23 protein-coding genes and 1 pseudogene are annotated in these 24,843 nt (G+C 38.4%); 19 read left to right on the forward strand and 5 right to left on the reverse strand.

All coding sequences use genetic code 11. The features are described from left to right. Positions 1-102: 102 nt before the first annotated feature. A complete protein-coding gene (locus MKY08_RS07015) occupies positions 103-639 on the reverse strand; it encodes a GNAT family protein (RefSeq protein WP_069511820.1) in 537 nt (178 codons plus the stop codon). Positions 640-667: 28 nt separating this feature from the next. Beyond that, positions 668-1,492 (reverse strand): methyl-accepting chemotaxis protein, encoded by an 825-nt coding sequence (locus MKY08_RS07020; RefSeq protein WP_024362360.1) that lies wholly within the window; start codon positions 1,490-1,492, stop codon positions 668-670. 301 nt (positions 1,493-1,793) lie between these two features. Here MKY08_RS07020 and MKY08_RS07025 point away from each other — a divergent pair. Next, positions 1,794-2,999 (forward strand): annotated as a pseudogene (locus tag MKY08_RS07025) (MFS transporter). Between the two features lie 97 nt (positions 3,000-3,096). Here the strand turns inward: MKY08_RS07025 and MKY08_RS07030 are convergent. Both MKY08_RS07030 and MKY08_RS07035 read right to left on the reverse strand, forming a co-directional pair. Continuing rightward, complete coding sequence (locus MKY08_RS07030; RefSeq protein WP_081327943.1) at positions 3,097-3,879, reverse strand: SDR family oxidoreductase; 783 nt, start codon at positions 3,877-3,879, stop codon at positions 3,097-3,099. A gap of 210 nt (positions 3,880-4,089) precedes the next feature. Next, positions 4,090-4,338: a ferredoxin gene (locus MKY08_RS07035; RefSeq protein WP_024362357.1), complete on the reverse strand. Its 249-nt coding sequence runs from the start codon at positions 4,336-4,338 to the stop codon at positions 4,090-4,092. Positions 4,339-4,443: 105 nt separating this feature from the next. Here MKY08_RS07035 and MKY08_RS07040 point away from each other — a divergent pair, with 105 nt between their 5' ends. The 7 genes from MKY08_RS07040 to MKY08_RS07070 all read left to right on the forward strand — a co-directional run bounded on the left by MKY08_RS07040 (position 4,444) and on the right by MKY08_RS07070 (position 11,937). Continuing rightward, the gene (locus MKY08_RS07040; RefSeq protein WP_069511819.1) at positions 4,444-5,472 is read left to right on the forward strand and encodes a helix-turn-helix domain-containing protein; all 1,029 of its coding nucleotides are present in this window, start codon (positions 4,444-4,446) and stop codon (positions 5,470-5,472) included. Further along, positions 5,472-6,914: an ATP-dependent DNA helicase RecQ gene (locus tag MKY08_RS07045; RefSeq protein WP_069511818.1), complete on the forward strand. Its 1,443-nt coding sequence runs from the start codon at positions 5,472-5,474 to the stop codon at positions 6,912-6,914. The genes MKY08_RS07040 and MKY08_RS07045 overlap by 1 nt, the downstream gene beginning before the upstream one ends. Positions 6,915-7,001: 87 nt before the next feature. Further along, positions 7,002-7,739, forward strand: coding sequence for a LysM peptidoglycan-binding domain-containing protein (locus MKY08_RS07050; protein WP_069511816.1), 738 nt, complete (start codon positions 7,002-7,004; stop codon positions 7,737-7,739). Positions 7,740-7,898: 159 nt separating this feature from the next. Continuing rightward, positions 7,899-8,654 carry a metallophosphoesterase gene (locus tag MKY08_RS07055; RefSeq protein WP_069511814.1) on the forward strand — a complete coding sequence of 252 codons (756 nt, stop codon included), beginning with the start codon at positions 7,899-7,901 and terminating at the stop codon, positions 8,652-8,654. Between the two features lie 141 nt (positions 8,655-8,795). Beyond that, a complete protein-coding gene (locus MKY08_RS07060; RefSeq protein ID WP_069511812.1) occupies positions 8,796-9,761 on the forward strand; it encodes a YpdA family putative bacillithiol disulfide reductase in 966 nt (321 codons plus the stop codon). A 69-nt stretch (positions 9,762-9,830) separates the two neighbouring features. Beyond that, on the forward strand, positions 9,831-10,391 hold the full coding sequence (locus MKY08_RS07065; RefSeq protein WP_069511810.1) for a glycerol-3-phosphate acyltransferase: 561 nt from the start codon (positions 9,831-9,833) through the stop codon (positions 10,389-10,391). Between the two features lie 4 nt (positions 10,392-10,395). Further along, on the forward strand, positions 10,396-11,937 hold the full coding sequence (locus MKY08_RS07070; RefSeq protein WP_069511808.1) for an aminotransferase class V-fold PLP-dependent enzyme: 1,542 nt from the start codon (positions 10,396-10,398) through the stop codon (positions 11,935-11,937). Positions 11,938-12,006: 69 nt separating this feature from the next. Here the strand turns inward: MKY08_RS07070 and MKY08_RS07075 are convergent, their stop codons facing one another. Then, positions 12,007-12,975, reverse strand: coding sequence for an asparaginase (locus MKY08_RS07075; protein WP_069511806.1), 969 nt, complete (start codon positions 12,973-12,975; stop codon positions 12,007-12,009). Positions 12,976-13,058: 83 nt separating this feature from the next. Here MKY08_RS07075 and prsW point away from each other — a divergent pair, with 83 nt between their 5' ends. The 11 genes from prsW to spoIVA all read left to right on the forward strand — a co-directional run bounded on the left by prsW (position 13,059) and on the right by spoIVA (position 24,691). Further along, complete coding sequence (prsW, locus tag MKY08_RS07080; protein WP_069511804.1) at positions 13,059-13,733, forward strand: glutamic-type intramembrane protease PrsW; 675 nt, start codon at positions 13,059-13,061, stop codon at positions 13,731-13,733. 99 nt (positions 13,734-13,832) lie between these two features. Next, positions 13,833-14,657 carry a spore cortex-lytic enzyme gene (gene sleB / locus MKY08_RS07085; RefSeq protein ID WP_069511802.1) on the forward strand — a complete coding sequence of 275 codons (825 nt, stop codon included), beginning with the start codon at positions 13,833-13,835 and terminating at the stop codon, positions 14,655-14,657. Between the two features lie 24 nt (positions 14,658-14,681). Continuing rightward, a complete protein-coding gene (locus tag MKY08_RS07090; RefSeq protein WP_069512140.1) occupies positions 14,682-15,956 on the forward strand; it encodes a PepSY1/2 domain-containing protein in 1,275 nt (424 codons plus the stop codon). An 86-nt stretch (positions 15,957-16,042) separates the two neighbouring features. Then, on the forward strand, positions 16,043-16,702 hold the full coding sequence (locus MKY08_RS07095) for a flagellar brake domain-containing protein (RefSeq protein ID WP_069512138.1): 660 nt from the start codon (positions 16,043-16,045) through the stop codon (positions 16,700-16,702). Between the two features lie 83 nt (positions 16,703-16,785). Beyond that, a complete protein-coding gene (cmk, locus tag MKY08_RS07100) occupies positions 16,786-17,460 on the forward strand; it encodes a (d)CMP kinase (RefSeq protein ID WP_069511800.1) in 675 nt (224 codons plus the stop codon). Between the two features lie 102 nt (positions 17,461-17,562). Further along, the gene (gene rpsA / locus MKY08_RS07105; RefSeq protein ID WP_069511798.1) at positions 17,563-18,699 is read left to right on the forward strand and encodes a 30S ribosomal protein S1; all 1,137 of its coding nucleotides are present in this window, start codon (positions 17,563-17,565) and stop codon (positions 18,697-18,699) included. A gap of 450 nt (positions 18,700-19,149) precedes the next feature. Beyond that, entirely contained in the window at positions 19,150-20,460 is a 1,311-nt protein-coding gene (gene der / locus MKY08_RS07110; protein ID WP_024364293.1) for a ribosome biogenesis GTPase Der, read from the forward strand. Positions 20,461-20,618: 158 nt separating this feature from the next. Then, positions 20,619-21,635, forward strand: coding sequence for an NAD(P)H-dependent glycerol-3-phosphate dehydrogenase (locus MKY08_RS07115; RefSeq protein WP_069511796.1), 1,017 nt, complete (start codon positions 20,619-20,621; stop codon positions 21,633-21,635). A gap of 415 nt (positions 21,636-22,050) precedes the next feature. Beyond that, positions 22,051-22,260, forward strand: coding sequence for a DUF2768 domain-containing protein (locus MKY08_RS07120; RefSeq protein ID WP_024364291.1), 210 nt, complete (start codon positions 22,051-22,053; stop codon positions 22,258-22,260). A 19-nt stretch (positions 22,261-22,279) separates the two neighbouring features. After that, entirely contained in the window at positions 22,280-23,068 is a 789-nt protein-coding gene (locus MKY08_RS07125) for a hypothetical protein (RefSeq protein ID WP_069511794.1), read from the forward strand. A 144-nt stretch (positions 23,069-23,212) separates the two neighbouring features. Next, positions 23,213-24,691, forward strand: coding sequence for a stage IV sporulation protein A (spoIVA, locus tag MKY08_RS07130; protein ID WP_069511793.1), 1,479 nt, complete (start codon positions 23,213-23,215; stop codon positions 24,689-24,691). The last annotated feature ends 152 nt before the right edge of the window (positions 24,692-24,843 follow it).

Genomic DNA, 24,843 nt, shown 5'->3' on the forward strand with positions numbered 1-24,843 from the left:
TTTTTATGCTAAGTGGAACTTTTAATGGCGATGGATGAAGTAATAGTGGCGCAAAGCCAATTACTATTAGCGGCGAATCTCGTTACCCAATAGTACCGATGCTTATGTCCATTCGCTCGCAAGCATGCCGTAAACGACGTGATCCACATAGTGATCGTATAGCCATTCTGCCGCGCGAATTGTTCCTTCCGTTTTAAAACCAAGTCGCTCCGGAATCGCGCGACTTTTTGTATTGCCAACAGCAACACGGATTTCCACTTTGTTTAACTGGAGCTCGACAAAAGCATACTGTAATAGCGCTTGTACTGTTGTCGTCATAATGCCGTGCCCTTGAGCATCTGCACTAAGCCAATAGCCAATGGCTGCAATTTTATTTGCATGATTAATCGTATTAAAACCCGCAATGCCTACAATTTTATCGCGGAAAATAAGCACAAAGGACATACTACTTTTTGCTTCATAGCCAGCAATACAGCCTTCTATATAGCCTTTTGTATCCGCTAGTTCCTTTGTGAAATCTAACCATGGTAACCATTCCCGTAAATATGCTCTCGATGTATCTGTTAGTGCGAAAACCGTTTCTGCATCATCTAGCGTGATGGTTCTTAACATTAGTTCGTGATTGATTGTAATCTGCATTGGTTTTGTAGCCCTCCGTTTCCGTAGTTTATTTCAAGGCATTATGCATAAAGCCCTTCATTTCTTGACTTAATGTTGTGAGTTCGTCAATAATTTCACTAAAATCTTGGACAAGTTGTGCTTGTTCATTAGTTGCGTCGGAGATTTGACCCATGTTTTTCTTTAAATTATCAAGATTTCTAGTAATATTGCGCAGAGAAGCTTCAATATTTTCCGTGGCACTTGACGTTTCAAAAGAAAGTTTTCTAACTTCCTGTGCTACGATATTAAAACCAGCTCCATGCTGACCCGCACGTGCAGCTTCAATCGAGGCATTTAAGCCAAGTAAATTTGTCTGTTGAGAAATGTTTTTTATTAAATCTGTGACATCATTTGTTTTTTCAGAATCTTCTAGGGCATGTTGTGCCTGTTTATTAATTTCCTCACTCGTGGCAGCTAACTCCTCCGAATGAGAGGCGATGTTATGTACTTTATCTTGAAGGTTATAGACGATACTATCCATTGTATTCATATAATGTTCGAGTTTTAGCTCATTATCGATAGGAAGTCCAAACGCTAGAGCGCCGATCACTTTGCCATTTTCTCGAATTGGGAATGCAAAGGCGTTAATGGCAATGCCATATACATCCTCGGGTATGATGACATCTGCATTTTTTCCAGTAAAGGCGATGTAAACATTTTGATCATTTGCATTTACTTGTTGCCCATCTACATAACCTGAGTCAACACGTTTGCCTGCTAAATATTTTACAACTGTTTCACTTTCTTTATCAACGACAGCTACAATGGCTTCTTCTTTTAATGCAAGATGGATATAGTGCGCTGATTGTGCTAAAGCTTCGATTATTTTCATGAAATACCTCCAAATTGTAGAATAACAGTCATTATATTACTCACTGTAGCATATTAATGCCGAATTCAACATAGCAAAAACATGCATTTAACATTAAATTACTGTTCTTACTACTAAATGGATTACTTAGAGAAAATAGAAAGACTACCATTTAGCAATCTATAGAATTGTCAAATAAAAATGGTGGAAAATATAAAGATGATTTTTGTTTTTGTCTATTTTTTGACAATTTACAATGTATTTTAGAGAATATTGTATTAGAATAATAGATAGATGGACTCGTAAATGGAAGGAGATTGAAATGGATTATATAGAGAAAGGAACAAAGGCATTCCACAAAGCAAATTGGGCTTAATTTTTAGCTGGATTTATTACCTTTGCGAATTTATACGTTTCGCAGCCATTGTTACCGACATTTGCAGAGGAATTTCATGTCTCGCCAGCAGTTGCGAGTTTGTCACTATCGGTGACTACATTGGCACTGTCAATTAGTATGATCATTGTCGGCTCATTCTCTGAGGCGTGGGGAAGAAAGTCATTAATGACGCTTTCGATATTTGCCGCATCCATTTTGACGTTAGCACTCGCTTTTTCACCGAATTTTGAAACAATATTAGTATTGCGTGTTATTCAAGGTGTAGTGTTTGCAGGCTTACCAGCAATTGCGATGGCTTATTTAGGAGAGGAAATGAACCCATCTAGCCTTGGTATTGCAATGGGACTTTACATAAGTGGTAATTCTGTAGGTGGTCTTAGTGGACGTGTCATTATTGGTACATTAACAGATCTTTATAACTGGCAGGTTGGTATGATTGTACTTGGTGTTATTAGTTTAATCATTAGTGTGTTATTTGTCTGGATGCTACCGAACTCGCAGCATTTTTCGGCACGGCCGTTACAAATAAAAGCTTTAACCAAATCACTTATGCAGCATTTAAAGGATCCATCCATGCAGTGCTTGTTTGCTATTAGCTTTGTGCTAATGGGAAGCTTTGTGACACTTTACAATTATATTGGTTTTAAATTAATGGCACCTCCCTATCATTTGAGTGCCACAATTGTCGGTTGGATATTTGTAATTTATTTAGTCGGGACATTTAGCTCCGCGTGGTTTGGCAGTTTAGCTGATCGTTTTGGGCGACAAAAAATGTTATTGTTAGCCATTGCAATTATGCTTGCTGGTGCCATTATTACTTTACAAGGTCTACTACTATTAAAAATAGTAGGGATTACAGTGTTTACCTTTGGCTTTTTTGCAGCCCATTCAATCGCAAGTGGATGGGTGAGCAAACGAGCTACTCATGATAAAGCACAAGCATCTTCTTTATATTTATTTTTCTACTATTTTGGCTCTAGTGTCGGTGGGACGGTAGGGGGCATATTTTGGATGCATTTTGGTTGGTTTGGTGTGGTTGCAATGATCACGATCTTTTTAGTCATTGCTTGTGGGCTAACATTTGTTTTAAAAAGCATTATTGCCAAACAACGGTTCCTTACTGGGCATTAGATTGAGGTGCTAAGTTAGTTTTACAACTAGGCATTAATAAAAGCGAGCAAAGAAAAAGTGTTAGATTGATTGTCGTCAATCTAACACTTTTTAGGTGTTAACCCATAATATTATAGCCTGCGTCAATATAGATTGTTTCGCCTGTTACACCACGTGATAAGTGAGATAACATCACGATTGTCATATCAGCTACTTCATCTTGTTGAACATTACGTTTTAACGGTGCTGTCTCTTCAATTTTGTGTAAAATTGTATTAAATGAAGGAACACCTTTCGCAGCAAGTGTACGAATAGCACCTGCAGATATTGCATTGACACGGATATTGTCTTGACCAATATCAGCAGCAAGGTAGCGCATAGATGCTTCTAATGCAGCTTTGGCAACACCCATTACGTTGTAGCCATCAAGTACACGTTCTGCACCTAGGTAACTCATTGTTACAATAGAGCCGCCTTCTGTCATGTATGGATGTGCTGCTTTTGCTGTTGAAATAAGGGAATAGGCGCTTGTATCTTGGGCAAATGCATAGCCATCACGAGTTGTTTCTAAAAAGCGATTGTGTAAATCTTCTGCATTGGCAAATGCTACTGAGTGCACAATACCGTGGATAACGCCAACTTTTGAACCGATTTCATCGAATGCTGCTTTTGTGCTTTCATCACTGTTCACATCGCATTGCACAACAAGAGCATCTGCATGCCCATAGTTTTCAAGTTGTTTTTGTAATTTTTTTAAAGAACGTTCCTGACGATACGTGAAAATCACGTTTGCCCCTACATCAAATAAACGTTTAGCAATCCCCCAAGCAATACTGCGATCGTTTGCAACGCCCATTACGACAATATTTTTATCTTTTAATTGTAATAAATTATCCATCATTTATAAGAATCCCCTTTACGAAATAATATCTGTTATTAGTACCAACTACTAAAATCTTATCATACATAAATTATGGTTGCAATAACAAGATGAAAAGGGCATAAAATTGATTTCAATGCGCTCTTCAATTCTAGGAAACATTGAGTTTGTTAATGACATATGCATAAAAAAAGGCACCCTTTATTGGATGCCTTTTTAGTAAGGTATAGACTATTCGAATTTTAAAGAGTCGCCGTCAAAAGGTTCGTCAGCCACTTTGATAGAATCAGTTGGGCAACCTTCAAAAGCATCTTGCATGTCTTCTAATAGATCTTCTGGAACTTCAGCAGTTCCCATGTTATCATCTAAAATAACGAAGGCAATTCCTTCATCATCATAATCATAAATATCTGGTGCTGCGGCTCCGCATGCGCCACAAGCGATGCATGTATCTTTATCAACAATTGTGTATTTAGCCATTTCTTTCTCTCCTTTTACGATGTTCCTACAAAGCTTCATACTCATTTTAAAGATGTTTAACTGACATTTCAACCTAATACTATTAAATTGGAGGAATTTGCTTCAATGTTTTATCAAATTTTATTGCAAATCTTTCAAAAACTAAATAACGAACGTACCGTTTCAGCGGCCTATCATATCCTTAGAGGAAAGCGTTCAGGCCAGACCATTCAAGATGTTGGACTGTTTCAGTTACATAACTATTTTGGATTACTCCCAAAGCTGCCTCGTGCGATATTTGATGAAGCTGTTTCTACCTTTTTGCAATATAGTTGGTTAATTATGCAGGAATCAGGTCACTATTCCATGAAAAAGCTAGGTTTACAGCGAGCAGCGCAAACACCATCTTTTTTATTTGACGGTTGGCATTATCGAGGAAATGAACAGGTGTTTTTTGCACGGCTTTCCTTAGTTGTACAAAGTTTGTCCTATCAAAAAGAGGGGATTCGGTCATTTTCACCTATAAGTAAAGATACACAAGTACAATCATGGGTACGTGCTTTTTTACAAGACCAGCAGTATCAATCAGGGCATTTGCAACAGCAATTACTAGATGAATGCTTGCGTGTGTTCGCAACACTAGCCGTTTCTGAAAGCAATAAGCAACTTGCTCTTTATCGATTGAGTGGCTATAGTTTACCAGGTTGGACATGGCAGCAACTTTCCAGTGAACGCAAAGAAACGGTACTTGATAGTCAATTAGCATTTATTGAGTTACTACATACACTATTGAATGAAGTGCATGCAACAAACAACTACCCGTTGCTTGGCAAAATAGCAGAAGAATTGCGAGTAAAGGCATTGTTGACAGATTCGACACAGCAAACTGCCTATTTATATGACCAAGGGTATTCAATTGAGCAAATTGTACAAATTAGAAAGTTGAAACAAAGTACAATTGAAGATCATTTAGTTGAAATAGCAATGAACGAACCGAACTTTTCGATTGGTCCGTTCGTCTCTTATGAGGAAGCGGAAAAAGTTTGGCAGGCTTCCAAGCAATATCAAACAAAGAAATTAAAGGCATTGCATGAAGTGGTCAATGACTTGAGTTATTTCCAGCTCAGACTTGTCCTCGCGAAAGGAGAAGTATAATGGAACTAGAGCAAACATTAGCAAAATATTTCGGTTATTCCACCTTTCGGCCAGGTCAAAAAGAGGTAATTGAAGCAATTCTTAGCGGGAAAGATGTCATTGCGTTATTGCCAACTGGTATGGGTAAGTCATTGTGCTATCAGTTGCCCGCTTATTTATTGCAAAAACCAGTGTTAATAGTGTCTCCGTTATTGTCTTTAATGCAAGATCAAGTAGAGCAACTGAAGCGATTTGGTGAAAAAAGAGTAGTAGCATTAAATTCATTTTTAACAGTAGAAGAAAAACGATATGCACTCCATTTTTTAGAACAGTATCGCTTTATTTTCACATCGCCAGAGATGCTGTTACAACAACAGGTGCAGGAGAAGTTAGCAAATATGACGTTAAGTCTTATCGTTGTGGATGAAGCACATTGTATCTCGCAGTGGGGATTTGATTTTCGTCCGGATTATTTGCGCATCGGCGACTGGTTTTCACAAGGTAATCGTCCTCCTGTATTAGCGTTGTCTGCGACTGCAACTGAAAAAGTAGTAAAAGATATTCATGCTACACTATCACTGCATGCACCGTTTGAATTTATGTATAATGTTGATCGTCCAAATATTCACCTCGGACGTGTTCTTTTCGAGGATAGGGCCGATAAAGCAAGATGGATAGTGGAACATGTAAAAAAAACAGCTGGACCAGGTATTTTATATTTGTCATCACGCAAGCGTGCTGAGCAATATTGTGAACTGTTTATGCAAGCGGGTTTGCGAGCTGCCGCTTATCATGCAGGCTATAGCGCGGAGGACCGTCAATTTATTCAACAGCAGTTTATCGATGGAGAGTTAGATTGGATTGTGGCGACCAATGCGTTTGGCATGGGCATCAATAAGGGAGATATTCGACAGGTGATACATGAAACAATGCCTGCCAATGTCGCGAATTATATGCAAGAAATTGGGCGCGCAGGTCGTGATGGTAAACCTGCACTTGCGATTTTACTTTACAGCGATGGTGACGAGGAACTGGCGAAATTTGTAGTAACAGGAGATTTACCGTCATCTAGTCATGTCGATCGCTATCAAGAACTTGTATGGCAGCGTATTGCCCCCTCTCAAATGTTAAAAAATGGTGAGTTGAGTGAAACAGCCTTTCGTGTGCTAGATTACTGGCTCCATCAGGAATCTGAAGAACGAGTAAAAGCACGACTTCATCATTTCGCACTTGAAAAATATCAGGCAGTAGATGAAATGTTAAAAATTACAAAGACAAAAAATTGTATACGTGAGCAGCTTGTCGGGTATTTTGGGCAAAAATTGCAGAAAAAACCTGAAAACTGTTGTGAAAATTGTGGAATCCATTATGATGAAATCAATACAGTACGCATGAAGGAAGAGAAGAGAGTAGAAATGATGGCGTGGGAAAGTCGATTAAAACAGCTTTTAATAAGCGACTAGACTAAACTTACGGTCATTTACTTTTTTCGCAAAATTCGTCATAATAGAATGATAGAAGAATGCGTAGCAAGGTTGGAGGAAAGTCGAATGAGTAAAGAAGACTATCGTGATAAAATCGAAGAACATCGTCAGTCATTTGAAGAAGAACAACAAGAACAGCAAAATCTATCTAGAGTTTCAAGAATGAATAAAAATGGAAGTAATAACAAAAAGCCGAAAAATACAAAACAACGTAAATTTCCTTTAATGACGATTCTTTTTGTTACATTTATCTTAATTCCATTAACTATATTAATTTATTTTGTGCAATTCTATGATCCTGGTAAAACGATTGAAGAAGCTGAAAAAGATACGATGGATGCTGTAGTAGAAATTGATAAAACTGATGGAAAAGCGGAAGCTTCTACATCAGCGGATAAAGAAAAAGATGATAAGGCAAATGAACAAGCAAAAGAACAAGCGCAAAAAGATGCTGAAAAGCTAGCTGCACAACAAAAAGCTGCTGAAGAAACAAAGAAGACAGAAGAAGCGAAAAAGGCTGAAGAGGCGAAAAAAGCAGAAGAAGCGAAGAAAGCACAGCAACAGGCAGAGGCAGCGAAAAAGGCTGAAGAAGCGAAAAAAGCTGAGCAAGCACGTAAAGCAGAACAAGAAAAGCAAAATGCGACACAAGTAAAAACACATACAGTTAAACCTAATGAAAATCTATATCGTATTGCATTGAATCACTACGGTGATGGTAGTGAAGCAACGCTAGCGAAAATTCGAGCTGCGAACGGTATGACGTCTGACACGGTAATTGTTGGGCAAGTCATTAAACTACCATAAGAAAAACGGTGTCATTCTTTGGCAACGATGTTTTTCTAGTATAAAATAAAGGACAAACGTCAACACCAACATAAGGTTGAGGCAAACGTCTAATTAGCAAAAAGGCGATTCTATAGCGTATTGAATCGCCTTTTTGCTATCGTAAGGAGAAGTGAGGGAATGCTATATATTGGACTATTTCTTTTAATAGTTATCGCCTTCCTACTCTACATGTGGAAGGTCGCGCACGAAAATAATGTGTTGCACCATCGATTATCACTTAAAGGTCAACCAGAAAAGATTCGGCTATTTTTTATTTCAGATACGCATTTACGGAAAATTAATCGCCCAATGATTGAACGATTAGAAAGTACATTTGATGCGGTCATTATCGGTGGAGATTTTGCAGATGGACGCACGCCAATTCAGCGTATTCATGAAAATCTCGATTTATTGACACCGTTAGGCCCTACTTATTTTGTATGGGGAAATAATGATAGAGAAGTGGGTGAGGAGCGACTTCGAGCTATATTACAACAGCATGGTGTAAAGATTATCGCCAATGATGCTGTGTTATTGCCTAATAAGAACCGCTTTTGGATAAGTGCTATTGAAGATACTTCGACAATGAAATATAGTTTTGATGCTGCTTTTGAAAAAGTGGGTGAGGAGGATTTAGTCGTTTTTATTTCACATAATCCAGGTGTCTTTGCCCGAGTAAGAGCAAAATTTAGAGCTGACTTAATGATTGGTGGACATTTACATGGTGGGCAAATACGAGTTGGTCCATATGGGGTGCATCCACTAGGCTCCTATCGACAACGAGAAGGTATTATGACGCTCGTAAGTAATGGCTATGGTACAACTTTATTGCCATTTCGTTTAGGAGCGAAACCAGAGTGTCATATTATTGACATTGATATTTCGGATAAATAAACAACCAAAAATGTATAGAAGGCGTATAATGGAAACGATAGTTGATTTTGAAATCATTATGTAGATACCCTAAAGGGAGTTCATCTGCAACAGTTAAGCATCTGTGTTTAATAGATGCCAATTTGATAGGAGTGTCAAACAATGCAACAAGTCGATGCAATTATTGTTGGAGGAGGCCCTTGTGGTTTAGCCGCAGCAATATCTTTGCAAAAAATTGGTTTACAACCGATTGTAATTGAAAAAGGAAATATCGTAAACGCTATTTACAATTATCCTACACATCAAACTTTTTTTAGTACGAGTGAACGTTTAGCGATTGGTGATGTACCATTTATTATTGAAGGACGGAAGCCAAAGCGAAATCAGGCACTTGTTTATTATCGTGAAGTAGTGCGCTTGAAAAATATTCAAGTAAACCGTTTTGAAAAAGTCGAAAGTGTTGTTAAATCAGGGGAATTATTTACTGTTACGACGGATAAGGATGTATATGGAACACCCTATGTGGTCATTGCAACGGGTTACTATGATCATCCTAACTATATGGATATTCCGGGCGAGGAATTACCTAAAGTTCACCATTATTTTAAAGAAGGTCATGAATTTTTTGATACAGATGTCCTTGTGATTGGTGGCAAAAATTCAGCAGTAGATGCAGCTTTAGAATTAAACAAAGCGGGCGCTCGCGTCACAGTTGTTTATCGAGGTAGCGAGTATTCACCAAGCATTAAGCCATGGGTCTTACCAGAATTTGAAGGTGTTGTGCGCAATGGAGAAGTCACAATGCATTTTAATACAATTGTGAAGGAAATCCGTGAACATGAAGTCATCATCAATATTGATGGTCGTGAAGAAATGATAAAAAACGACTTTGTCTTTGCTATGACAGGCTATCATCCAGACCATTCATTTATCCGTGCGATGGGAGTTACAATTGACGAAGAAACTGGTCGACCATTTTGTCACCCAGAAACAATGGAAACCAATGTAGCTGGGTTATTTATTGCTGGGGTTATTGCAGCAGGAAATAATGCCAATGAAATTTTTATAGAAAACGGCCGTTTCCATGGGGATTGTATTGCTCAAGCTATTGCGGACAGAAAGGTATAAAAGAAAAGGAAGCTGTATAGGCATGCACTGCTTATACAGCTTCTTTTAAACTGTATAAGGAGGGGAATAATGGCTTGGCTTTATTGGCTATTTAGTTATGGTGTTGGAAACTTTTTGACGGCTTATTTCGTTGGGAAAATGTATGGTGTCAATTTACAACAAGAACGCAGTAAAAATCTAGGAGCCAGAAATGCAGGGAGTGTAATTGGCAAGGCTGCATTTATGTGGACATTTTTAGGGGATGCATTAAAAGGTGTACTTGTTGTCACAGTAGGCTATTTCTGGCATTTGGAACAATGGGTAATTATGGCTGGAGCCTGTTTCGTGATTCTTGGTCATTTATATCCGATTTGGCTAAAATTTAATGGCGGTAAGGGGGTTGCAACGTTTATTGGTGTTGGACTTGCCCTATCTCCATCTTTATTTTCAATGATGATTGTCGGTACAGCTATTGTGCTTGGTATAACAAGAAGTTTAACACTTGGCATGTTAGGTGGCTTTGTATTTTACATTGGCGCAATTGTACTGACAGGACATTTACAGTTATACATACCGATACTTGTTGCCATTATGTGTATGCTATTGAAGCATTCATCCAATATAAAGGAGTCATTGAGAAGAGGGAAGTGAAATTATGTACTGGTGTAAAGTCGCACAGACAGAAAAGGAATTTGATGCAATCGCGCAGTTGAATTATGAAACTTTTGTTGAGGAAATTCCACAACATGAACCCAATGCGCTGAAAAGAAAAGTCGATCGTTTCCATGATGAAAATACGTATTTAGTGGTATATAAAGGTACTGAGCTGATCGGTATGTTAGCCTTTCGAGATCAGCGGCCGTTTTCAATCGACGAAAAAATCGGTGAAGTGGAGCAATTTTTACCAAAGGAGATTTGTACAAAGCTTTGTGAAATTCGCTTACTGGCAGTGAAAAAGCCTTACCGCTCAGGTCGAGTACTAATCAGATTAACACAAGCATTAAATGCTTTTGCGTATGAAAAGGGGTACTCAGCAGCTGTTATCTCAGGTACTACTCGTGAGGAAAAGATGTATAAACAAATGGGCTTTAGCCAATTTGCACCTGCGGTAGGAACAACAGAAGCACGGTTTTTACCAATGGTTTTAACTAGGCAACAATTTGAACAGTCGTTACAACAAAAACTTGCACAGGAAAGTTATACATTTTACCCAGGACCAGTGAAACAGCTAGGACCTATTGTGTATTCTGATATGTCGCACAGGTCACAAGCCTTTCAATCGCTCTATGCACGTATGCGAAGCAAGTTGCTTGAATTATCTGGGGCTAAACAAGTCGCTACAATCGTTGGATCAGGGACGCTAGCAAATGAAGTAATGCTTGGACAACTCAAGGCTCAGCAAGCAGGGCGTGGACTTATTTTAACAAATGGCGAATTTGGAGAACGTCTTCATCAGCAGGCAAAACGCTGGTTATTGGATTTTGATGTGGTTACGCAAGCGTGGGGAAGTGCATTTGACATACAGGCGGTGGAGGATTTATTACAAACAGGGGCTTATCAGTGGCTACTGATGGTGCACGGAGAAACGTCAACAGGTGCTTGCAATGATTTACATGGGATGAAACAGTTGGCTAAGCGCTATAATATAAAACTTTGTGTTGATTGTATTAGCTCTTTTGGCGCTATGCCGTTTTTATTGGACGATTGTTACTTAGCGACAGCGGTGAGTGGTAAAGCTATTGGGGCACTGAGTGGCTTGGCCTTTGTGTTTTCACAAGAACTTGAAGAGCCTGTAACAGCGTTGCCTGCTTATTTAGATTTAACCAATTATCAACATGGAACGATTCCGTATACACTACCAGCAGCACTTGTTGGGAATGTAGTGGAAGCCTTACAAGCCTATCCAGCACGTTATCATCAACTACAGCAGCGCTATGAAGCATTATTGCAGTTGCCTTTTATGCATTATCGTTTACCGATTACAGCGTATCCAATGATCATCACTATACAATGTCCAAATGGCTTAACCAAGCTAGCAACAGATTTAAAATTAAACGGGTTATTTGTGCATGCAGATAGTGCCTATTTACAGCAGCGAAATTTCATACAGTTATCCGTGATTCAACCTGATTTTGAGTTAGCCTATAGTCGCTTACAAAATCTGTTAACTTTTTATAAGCAAACAGTGGATTTATAAGTGACATCTCTAATAACTATAAACTGCCCCCAATTGTTAGGTGGTGTCTAACAATTGGGGGCAGTAGTATTACTGGAAAAATTCTTTTAAGTCTAAAGGATTTCCTGCTGTATTTAGACCGATAAGTAATTTTAGGCGTGCTTTTTGTCCATTAATGCCTGTGGCGAAAATTGCGCCTAAGTCTTCAAGCATTTTACCACCACCAATGTAGCCATATACGCCTTCTGCGATGCCATTGAAGCATCTAGAAACTAGAACGACCGGAATACCTCGTTCCAATAGACTTTCGATGCCTTTTACAACTGTTGGTGGTACATTGCCTTGTCCAAGTCCTTCAAGTACAACACCATCATATTGGCAGGCAAGGACAACATCGAGTAAATCAACTTCCATACCCGCATATACTTTTAGCATCGCTACTCGTTTTGTTAAGCTTTGTACATCTACGTATTGGCGACGAATCGGGGCATGATGAAACAGAATACGTGTTTTTGTAATAAGTCCGACTGGGCCATATTGTGGAGATTGAAATGTATTAACTGAGCTCGTGCTCGTTTTAGTTGTGTTGACAGCCAAATGGACTTCGTCGTTCATCACAACTAGCACACCTTTGTCTTTTGCTTCGGCATCTATCGCTACACGAACAGCTTCCACTAAGTTGTATATGCCGTCAGCACCTAGCTCATTGGAGGAGCGCATAGCACCTGTTAAGACTATTGGAATGGATAGATTGGTTGTTAACTCTAAAAAATAGGCAGTTTCTTCTAATGTATCTGTGCCGTGTGTAATAACCACACCATCGAATTGTTCTGTTGAAGTTTTTTCCATAATTAAGTTACGTAAATGAAGCATTTCATTTGGTGTTATATGTGGTGAAGGAAGATTAAACGCCTCCACTTCTTTTATAGTTGCCAGTGTATCAAGTTTTTTACTCTCTTTTATAAGTGGATTTTCTTTATTGGGCATCACCGCACCTTCATCACTCATTGCCATGGAAATTGTGCCACCCGTATGAATTAATAAAATTGTTTTTTTCATAAAAAATATATCTCCTTTTAAAAAGTTTTTTTGTCATTACATGGTATAATGATATCAGTCTATTGTTGAAAGGAGCCGGCAACATGATCATCCTTTTATCAGCTGCCATTGCTCCCGGTCTAGCGCTTTTTAGTTACTTCTATTTGCGCAATCAAATGGCAACGGAGCCAAGAAGAACTTTACTTCAAACGTTTTTGTATGGTGCTTTTCTAACTTTCCCTATCTTGTTTTTACAATATGTATTAACGGAGGAGGGAGTTTTTCGATATCTTTATTTACAAGATGTCCTTTTTTCAAGTGTCATTGAAGAGTTTTTTAAATGGTTTGTTCTGTTAATAGCTATTTACAATCATGTGGAATTTGATGATCCTTATGATGGTATATTGTACGGTGCAAGTATATCTCTTGGGTTTGCTACGATAGAAAATGTATTATACTTATTTTCTTTCGGTTTGAACACGGCCTTTATGCGCGCGTTATTACCTGTATCTAGTCACGCTCTGTTCGGTGTAGTAATGGGTTATTACTATGGACGTGCTAAATTTTCCAAAAATGCAAAGACAAAAGAAATGATTGCTATGGCCATTTGCGCACCGGTAGTATTACACATTTTATACAATACAATATTATCATTTAAAGGGCATTGGGTATATTTAATGATACCGTTTATGTTATTTTTATGGTGGTTTGGCTTACGTAAAGTAAAGTTAGCGCACTATCATCTTGTCCAACATTTGCATATGCATAAAAAAATATAAAAACGTAGAAATCTATAACGATTTCTACGTTTTTTTCTTTTTTATCAATGTATAAAAAGTGTCGTTTGTTTCAAGCTATAAAAAAAAGGAGTGATGATTGTGCGTTTATTAAGCATACTTTTTGCTTTCCTATTTGCGATTAGTATAGTCTCGATTCCGCAAAATGACGCCATCGCGTTTAGCGATCAACAGATTGCTCGTGGTGCTTATGGAGATGACGTGATTGAGCTGCAAGCTAGACTACAATACTTAGGATTTTATAAAAGTAAAATTGATGGGAAATTTGGCTACAACACGTATTGGGCACTGCGAAATTTCCAAGAAAAATATGGCTTGCCGATTGATGGAATAGCGGGGGCAAAGACGAAAAAAGCGTTAGCTGGCTATTCAGATTATGATGAGAATTGGGTAAAAGCGCAATTAAAAGCAGGCAATCAATTTACCTATTATGGTGGTGTGCCTCTTGATCAACAGGTGAAAAATAGTGGTGGAGGCAGTACAGCAAATAGTGGTGATAGCAGTGGTAGCAGCAATAGTAATGGTACCGATACACAAATTCCACCAAAGTATACAGAGCGAGATTTACAGCTAATCGCTAATGCCGTTTACGGAGAAGCGAGGGGAGAACCTTATGAGGGGCAAGTTGCTGTAGCAGCAGTTATTTTAAATCGACTAGAAAGCCCTGATTTCCCTAATACAATATCAGGTATTATATTCCAACCATTAGCATTTACAGCAGTAGCAGATGGACAAATTTGGCTAGAACCGAACCAACGTGCAAAGGAAGCGGTCATTGATGCTATGAATGGCTGGGATCCATCGGAAAATGCACTTTATTACTTTAATCCAAAAACAGCAACAAGTAAGTGGATTTGGACGCGTCCTCAAATAAAACAAATAGGTGAGCATATTTTCTGTTCATAGAAAGGGGGAAAACAATTGAGAACAATGCTCGTTATTTTAACAATAGCAGTAATTGGTTTGGGTGCCTATAGCATTGATTTACATGGCGATAAAGAAAGTTTACAACGTACTGTACATGCGCAGTATACAGAAAAATTAACGGACGCTTCTGAAAAATTATCATACTTACAAAGAGCCGTTTCACAATCCTTATTATTTAAGGATGAACAGGCGATCGATAGTGAGTTAGATTCTATTTGGCGACTCAGCTCTGAAGTACGCTCTTCTATTGCGAATATTCCAATTGGGCAAGAACTTTCTAATCAGTGGCTAGGTTATTTGGGAAAAATAGGAGATGAAGCAAAGAAAACAGCAAAATCGGGGGATTATGAAGCATGGCGAGAAAAAATGCCACAAATTTCCACTAATTTACAAGCTTTATCTGACGAGTGGACGACAGCTACTGTTGATTACTACAAGCAAGATGGAAAAATGGATGTTTGGATGCGTCAAGTAGACAATAAAAATCCTAATACCTCTTTCGATAACATTCAAAAGACACTAAAAGATTATGGTGAAAGTGATTTCCCGCTTACTTTAAGTGAAGCCGATTGGCAAAAGAAAATAGAATTAAAAGCTTTACAAGATTCAGTTATTACGGAAAAAGAAGCATTGGAAAAAGTGAAATATTTATTCCCTCTTATTAAAGATGCTACATTTACTGTGACCAAAAGTAGTGATACCGCACCATATCCGTTTTATCACATACAGTTCCACCAAGGTATTCGCTTAGGCTATGTAGATTTAACTGAAAAAGGAGGACATTTACTGTCCTATTTAGTGGAACGTCCTGTGGATGAAGCAAAACTTTCCCAAGATGAAATTATTAAAAAAGCTGAAGAGCATTTAAAGCGATTGGAAATGAAAGATGTTGCTTATGTTGAAGCACGTGAAAATCATTTAGCATGGCATGTTACTTTTGCGCGCGTTCATCCTGGTGATAATGCATTAATCTATGCGGATGGCGTTCAGTTAAAAATTGCAAAAGATACTGGGGAATTACTTGGTGCCAATGCAATGGAATATATCCAAGAAGAATCAATTAAACCTCAAAAGGCTAATCCAATTGATTGGAAATCTTTCTTTGATGATAATGTGCGCGTGGAAGAAGTGAAAAATATTTATACGGATAATGGACAATTCGAGCAACGCCTTTGCTATGAAGTGATAGCCGTTCGAGATGAACAGACGCAAGAAACATTCCGTATTGTCATTGATGCTGAAAATCACAATGTTTTAAAAGTAGAATATTTAACCTAAGATAAAGAAAAAGCTCCCAGTTCATATAGCCAAAATTTACATCCCATGCGATAATGGAGGTATATATATTGTTCGGGGAGATGCTCATGGAAATAAAAATTGGAACACTATTACAACTAGAACCTACTTATACAGAACGTATAGAGAAATTCCGCTGTAAAGTAGTTGAACAAAAAGACAATATTCTTTATATTGACTATCCAACCAATGTAGTAACAAAGAAAACCGCTTTTTTAATAGATGGTTCAGAATTTAGGGCAACCTTTCGAACAGAGGATAAGCTTTCCTATGCATTCAATACAGAAGTAATAGGACGCAAGGCGGGCAATATACCGATGATTATGTTGCATTGCCCACAAGAAGATGAATTTATTAAAATTCAACGCCGTGAATATGTTCGTGTTGATACACCTGTTGATGTGGCAGTTCAATTTAATGAATTTAAGTATCAACTAGTAACAGCGGATATAAGTGCGGGTGGTATTGCACTGATTTTGAAAGGTGATGTAGCTTTTAAAGACGGGGATGATGTTAAGTTAACAATTGTCTTACCATTTGCCAATGGAGATGTTATTTATGTCGTAACAGAAGCTACTGTTGTTAAGATATTTGAAAAAGAAGATAAGACAATTGCTACCATTCAGTTAACAGATACGGATGATATTGATCAACAACATATCGTACGTTTCTGCTTCGAACGTCAGCTAGTAAATCGTCGTAAAGAATTAAATCCTTTTGATGATTAAAATCACAGTAGCCCTCTTGCAAATAGAGGGCTTTTTTTTGTTAGTGTGATACAATATGGTGTGAAAGAAAGTAGGGAAGCATAATGAACAAAAACATTCAAATTGCGATTGACGGACCTGCAGGAGCTGGAAAAAGTACAATCGCGAAAATCGTTGCAGAATCACTAGGATTCACGTATATCGATACGGGTGCAATGTATCGAGCAGTTACGTATAAAGCTATGCAACAAAACATACATTTAGATGATGAAGCAAACTTAGCAGCAATGTTAGCAGTTAGCTCAATTGAATTAAAGCCATCTCCTCAAGGTCAACTTGTTTTTTTAGACGGCGAAAACGTATCAGATGCAATTCGCTCTAACGAAGTGACATCATCTGTTTCACAAGTAGCTGCACATGCCAAAGTGCGTGAATTGTTGGTCGCACAGCAGCAAAAACTTGCTGCAAATGGTGGTGTTGTGATGGATGGACGGGATATTGCTACGCATGTGTTAAAAAATGCTGAACTCAAAATCTTCATGTCTGCTACTGTAGAAGAACGTGCAAGACGTCGTTTTATTGACAATGAAAAAAGAGGGATAGCGTCTTCAATAGAAAAGCTCCAAGAAGAGATTGCTTTGCGCGACAAAATGGACAGTGAGCGCGAAGCATCGCCACTGATTCAAGCAGCGGATGCTATATTTTTAGACACAACGGAGCTATCAATTGATGCCGCAGCACAGGCCATTTTAAAATTAGCACAAGAAAAAATGGTATAAATCCTAAAATTTCAGACATTTTTTGAATTTAAAGGATTTATTTTTGTCTTTGTCTTCAATATCGAATAAAATAGTAAGGGAAGATGCGAAGGAGGGTTACATATGTCTGAAGAAATGAACTATGCAGAACAAACGTTTAACGAAGGTGATATCGTCAAAGGTATTGCAGAGCAGGTTGATGAAAAAGCGGTAACTGTTTCAATTCCAGGTGCACCGTTTGACGGTATCGTACCAATAAGTGAATTATCGAGCTTACACATTGAAAAAGCGTCTGACGCAATCTCCGTTGGGGATGAGTTAGAATTGATGATTACAAAAGTTGAAGAAGGAAACTATGTATTATCAAAACGTAAAGTAGATGCCTTAAAAGCATGGGATACACTAGAACAACAATTTGCTGCTGAGGAAGTTTTCGAAGCGGAAGTAAAGGATATTGTTAAAGGTGGTCTTGTTGTTGATTTAGGAGTACGTGGCTTCGTTCCGGCATCCTTAGTAGAAGATTATTTTGTTGATGATTTTGAAGATTATAAAGGAAAAGTATTAAACTTTAAAATTGTTGAGCTAGATAAAGAAAAAAATCGCTTAATTTTATCACATCGAGCTGTAGTTGAATCTGAGAAAGCATCTCAGAAGAAAAATGTCATTAACCAAATTAAAGCTGGGGATGTATTAGACGGTAAAGTGCAACGGATAGCATCGTTTGGTGCATTTATTGACCTTGGTGGTATCGATGGGCTTGTCCATATCTCACAAGTATCACATGAGCATGTAAGTGATGTCAGTGAGGTTTTATCAGAAGGACAAGAAGTGAAAGTGAAAGTTCTTTCGGTAGATCCAGAGAATGAGCGTATCTCATTATCCATTAAGGAAACAATTCCTGGACCTTGGTCGAATATTGAAGAGCGTGCAGCGAAAGGCACAGTACTTGTAGGGAAAGTCAAACGCCTTACGTCCTTTGGTGCTTTTGTAGAAGTGTTCCCAGGTGTGGAAGGCTTAGTGCATATATCGCAAATTGCACACAAACATATTAACACACCACATGAAGCGTTAAAAGAAGCGCAAGAGGTACAGGTGAAGGTGCTGGATGTTAACGTTGACGAAGGTCGTCTAGCATTAAGTATAAAAGATTTATTGGAAAATCCAGAGGCTGAAGAAGTAATCGATTATGAATTACCAGAAGAAAACACAGGTTTCTCTCTTGGTGATGTCATCGGTGATCAACTGAAAAATTTTAAATAGTTATGATATGCGAGGATATGATGTTGTATCCTCGCTTTCGTCTGTCAAAAATAGGCTAATGAAGCCGCATAAAATTTAAATATGCAAGCCCCATCACTGCGCTATTAGTGGGTGAGTAAGTGCTTCTATCTATGGCATCTGCCTGCGAAATGAGTGAAGTTATATCTATCTCGCTGCTACCAGAAGCCTATTTGGTGGGGCTATCCTAGTTTACATGTTTTGTTGCCGATTCGGTGATACTAAAGCGGGATTGCACGAGCGCAAAAAGAAAATAAGGGAAAACTAAAAATAGTTGAATGATACGCGTAATAAAGAGCACGCTGGTACGAAAAACAACGATTATGTCGAGCAGAAAGGTAAAAAGTACTCTCCTTGATGGATATGTTATGATATAATGGCATTTTTCGTGTATAATAGCGAAAGATAAGAAGTTGGAAGGATGAAGTACAGATGACGAAACCAGTAGTAGCCATCGTAGGTCGTCCGAACGTAGGTAAGTCGACGATTTTTAATCGTATCGTTGGAGAACGTGTCTCGATTGTAGAAGATATTCCGGGAGTAACACGTGACCGTATTTATAGTTCGGCAGAGTGGTTAACACATGATTTTAATATTATTGATACAGGTGGTATCGAAATTGGAGACGAACCGTTTTTAGAACAAATTCGTCAACAAGCAGAGATCGCTATTGAAGAAGCAGACGTTATTATATTTATGACGAATGGCCGTGAAGGCGTAACAGCAGCAGATGAACAAGTTGCAAAAATTTTATACAAAACAAAAAAGCCTGTCGTTCTTGCTGTTAACAAAATTGATAATCCGGACATGCGTGAAATGATTTATGATTTTTACGCACTTGGCTTTGGTGAACCTTGGCCAATTTCAGGCTCTCATGGCTTAGGCTTAGGGGATTTATTAGATGAGTGTGCAAAACACTTCCCTCAAGAGGATGAAAACCAATATGGCGATGACGTAATTAAATTTTCTTTAATTGGCCGTCCAAATGTCGGGAAATCATCACTCGTCAATGCCTTTTTAGGTCAAGAACGCGTTATTGTCAGCAACATTGCAGGTACAACGCGAGATGCAATTGATACACCTTACGAATATGATGGGCATGAATACGTCATTATTGATACAGCCGGTATGCGTAAAAAAGGAAAAGTGTACGAAACGACAGAAAAATATTCTGTGTTGCGTGCGCTACGTGCCATTGAACGCTCTGACGTTGTATTAGTTGTTCTGAATGCTGAAGAGGGCATTCAGGAACAGGATAAAAAAATTGCAGGCTATGCACATGAGGCTGGAAAAGCAATTGTTATTGTCGTTAACAAATGGGATGCGATTGAAAAAGACGAAAAAACAATGAATGTTTTTACTCAGCAAATCCGTGAGCACTTTTTATTCTTAGACTATGCTCCAATTATTTTCGTATCAGCCAATACAAAACAACGAGTACATCAAATTTTACCGATTGTGCAGCGCGTAAGTGAAAATCATGCAATGCGTATTCAATCGTCTATTCTGAATGAAGTGATTGAAGATGCTGTGGCACGTAACCCAGCGCCGACTGACAAAGGTCGCCGTTTACGTATTTACTATGCTACTCAAGTGGCGATTCAACCACCAACGTTTGTGGTATTCGTCAACGAAACAGAATTAATGCACTTCTCTTATGAGCGATTTTTAGAAAATAGAATTCGTGAAACATTCGATTTTGAAGGGACGCCAATTCGTTTAATTACACGTGCCCGTGCATAATTTAACATATTACACATTCAGTACGCCAACCCGACAATTGTTGTTGGGTGGCGTCTTTTTTCAAAGGACTAGGCTAAATCACTAATTGGTTAAAATATGTGTAGCACACATATGGTCTTTTCGCGATTAACCTGTAAGAATTAAAAGGGGGAATAACAATGGAACGAGTTTGTGTACTAGGAGCAGGCTCATGGGGATCGGCACTAGCAATGGTACTTGCGGAAAATGGACACGATACGCTTGTCTGGACGCATAGAGCAGATCAGGCTGAAGAAATTAATGCACAGCATACAAATAAAAAGTATTTACCTGAAACGCTCTTACCGGAGAATTTACATGCAACGAATGATATTGCAAAGGCAGTAGCACACTCAAATACAATAATTGTAGCAGTGCCAACGAAGGCTATTCGAGAAGTTTGTGAAAAGATGACTGCTACATTAGACAGAAAAGTATTATTTGTCCATGTATCAAAGGGAATTGAGCCTGATTCACTAAAACGTATATCTGAAATTTTGGCTGAAAGCTTGCCAACTGAATTTATTGAAGAAATTGTAGTACTCTCGGGGCCAAGTCATGCAGAGGAAGTCGTATTGCATCATCCGACAACGATTACGGCAGCTTGTGCCAATATTGAAGCAGCTGAAAAAGTCCAAGATTTGTTTATGAATCAATTTTTCCGCGTTTATACGAATGAGGATGTTATAGGCGTAGAAATGGGTGGGGCGTTAAAAAACGTGATAGCGTTAGCGGCAGGCATTACAGACGGTCTAAATTATGGTGATAATGCAAAAGCGGCACTAATTACACGTGGACTCGCTGAAATTACGCGCTTAGGTGTCAAAATGGGCGGAAATCCATTCACATTTGCGGGACTGACAGGTATGGGTGATTTAATCGTAACATGTACAAGCGTGCATTCTCGTAATTGGCGTGCTGGAAATATGTTAGGTAAAGGCATGAAACTGCCAGAAGTACTCGATCAAATGGGAATGGTAGTGGAAGGCGTACGAACAACGAAGGCAGCCTATCAATTGGCGGAAAAATATAATGTGGCAATGCCGATTTCAACAGAACTTTATGGTGTATTGTTTAACGATGTAGAGCCAAAAGTGGCGGTTGATGCATTGATGATGCGTATGAAAAAGCGTGAAATTGACGAAATGATGCACTAAATCACCGTAACGTTCAATTTATTAAACAGCAAGAATTTGTCATGAAATGGACACAAAAAAGGTATCTCAGACACACTGTGAGATACCTTTTTTAATTTGAATGGCAAAAGGGAAATATAATTTTTAGTGCTTTACTCATAACTAAACTGTGTAAAAAGTCCTTTAAATGTCCATAATCCTCTCTCTATTTAGTGAATATATGTTATAATTTCCATGGGGATATAGTTGAATACAGCTGTTGTTTTATTCTGTAATGCATTTCTTAAATTTCATTAGTATATCAAAAAAATAGTATTTTCAAATAAGTCTTTATGCTATTTTCTTTTTTGCTACAGCGCCATTTCTTTTTTGAAGTTGCCCATAGTATAATAAACGTTGATTGTCTCGTGTCATTGAAGAAAGGTGGTAGACTAAAATGGGTCCGTTAGCACATATGCCTGCACTAGATGTCATGTGGGTATCTTTTTATTGTATCGGCTTTATGATTTTGTCGGTTGGTTTAATTTATTTAGGCCGCAATAAAATTTCAAATGGTTTTTTACGTACAATCGTAAATTTATTAGCATACATACTGTTTGGACTTGGAACATTTTTAATGGTACTTATTATTGCCACATGGCCTTAAAAAGGAGGAAGAACGTGTTATGAAAAAACTAAATGCTTTTCTTTTAACAGTGGCAATTGCCGTATTGTTAGGGGGCTGTGCCTATCCTGAGGAAGAAAAAGCCGCAAACCAAGTACCAGATGTCGACCAATTAGCAGCCGTACAACGTGCTGTCAATGAATATCGTGAAGCGACTGGTGGCCTTGTGCCAATTAAAAACAGTGAAATGGATACAGATATTTATATAAAATATTTAATCGATTTTGAAAAGCTTATGCCAAAATATATTGCTCAAATTCCTGGGAATGCCTATGAAAAGGGCGGTATTTATCAATACATTATTTGGGATCCAGAAAACAGTGCCGAAGTTAAATTAGTAGACTTAAACTCTGCTGAGCGCATGCGAGAGATTAATATTCGAAAATTGGGTACGCAATATATCCCGACTAAGGGTGCAATTGCCGATAATGTGTACCAAATTAACTTTGAAAAATTAGGCTATAAATCAGAAGTGACGGTGAAAAGTCCGTATTCAGGTGCTGAATTACCAATTTTTATGACTGGTGATGGCGAAATGCATGTGGATTATTCCATTGATTTAGGCCAACTTTTAAAAGAAGACAAGCCAGATGTGAAACCAGGGGATGATATTCGTCAATTGCTTGTCGAAAAGTATCCTGTTGTTCCAGCTTATTCAGTGCCCTATACTGTGGATGAAAACGGAGAGCCAACTTATATGATGGATGCCTATCAAGCGGATGTCAAAAAAGCTAAGGAAGAAGCTAAAGCAGCGCAAGAAGAAGAAAGCAAAGCTACTGAATCAAAATAAGTTTTTCACCCCAATCATTAGATGTTGGTCTAATGATTGGGGATTTTTTTTATGTGCCAGTCACTCAAACAATTCTCATACATTTTCATATTTATCTGCATGGGCGCATATAGTGAAAAAGCGTAGATAAAGGAGGCAGAAACCTTGAGTGAAGCAGTATTTAAAGAAATTGCAGAGCGCACAAATGGCGATGTTTATATTGGTGTTGTTGGTCCAGTTCGGGTAGGTAAATCAACATTTGTAAAAAAAGTAATGGAAGCTGTAGTATTGCCGAATATTGTGGATGATACAGAAAGAATGCGAGCACAGGACGAGCTGCCACAAAGCTCGCCAGGCCCAGTTATCATGACTGCTGAGCCGAAGTTTGTGCCTGCCCAAGCGACTCGTATTGCGGTTGGCGAAGATGAAATGACATTCCAAATACGCTTAGCGGATTGCGTCGGTTATGTGATTGATGGTACAAAGGGCTATGAGGATGAAAATGGTCCGAAATACGTGCATACACCTTGGCATACGGAGCCGATCCCTTTCCAGGAAGCAGCAAAAATCGGTACAGATAAAGTAATTCGTGACCATGCGAATATCGGGATTGTTGTGACAACAGATGGAACAGTTAATGGTATCAGCCGCCGTGCTGCTGAAAAAGCGGAAGAAGAAATTGTTGCGCAATTAACCGAAATTGGCAAGCCTTTTGTCATTGTGTTAAATTGTCAAATGCCCGCAAGAGAAGAAACGGTACAGCTTCGAAATGAGCTATTTGAACGTTATAATGTTCCAGTAATTGCGATTTCAATCGATCAAATGCGTGCTTCAGATATTCAATATATTTTACAAGAGGCATTATTTGAGTTTCCAATTCGGACGATTGAGGTTGAAAAACCAGATTGGCTCGACGTCCTTGATGCTACCCATCCGCTAAACGTGGCATTAATTGATTCGATGGAAGAAGTGCTTTCGTCTGTTATGAAAATTAGAGACGTGCAACAAGCTTCTGATGCCTTTAAAGCGATTGATTTTATCGATCAAAGTGAAGTGGTGCATGTTGATTCAGGAATCGGTACAGCAGTTATTCGTGTGTCATTACAAGGTGAATTATATAAAGCAGTTTGTAATGAATGGTTAGATGAGCCGATTGAGTCAAAACGAGATTGGTTGTTATTTATAAAAGAGGCTGCTGAAGCAAAAGAAGCCCAAAAACGCTTTAAAGATGCCATTACTGAAGCAGATAATAGTGGTTATGGCGTAACATTGCCAATGATGCAAGAATTCGAACCAACTGCTCCAGAACTAATTAAACAAAATAATTTCTACGGCGTACGTATGAAAGCAAAAGCGCCATCTTATCATATTATACGTGTTGATATGGAATCAGAATTTGCGCCACTTATTGGTTCTGAATTCCACAGTCAGCAGTTACTAAAGGATTTAAATCATGCCTATTTACATGATCGTGAGGCACTTTGGCAAACACAACTTTTCGGTACGCCGTTGCATGAAGTGTTAAAAGAGGGCATACGCTATAAAATGAATGCAGTACCACCTACAGCTAAAAAACGTATGCGCCAAACAATTGAGCGTATGGTGAATGAAGGTGATAGAGGATTAGTGACATTTATTTTATAGAGATAAAATGGAAAATACTGAGCAAAAAAATAGTGCAGGACTATTCGTATTTATGCGAAAAGTCCTGTTATTTTTGTTTTTTGGGTGAAAAACGCATTTTTTGGTTATAATCATGAATGAATACAGTTGCGTCGCGGTTTTCTATGTGTTAC

Source organism: Lysinibacillus sp. FSL M8-0337, from assembly GCF_038593855.1.
In the GTDB taxonomy this organism is placed as follows: domain Bacteria; phylum Bacillota; class Bacilli; order Bacillales_A; family Planococcaceae; genus Lysinibacillus; species Lysinibacillus sphaericus_D.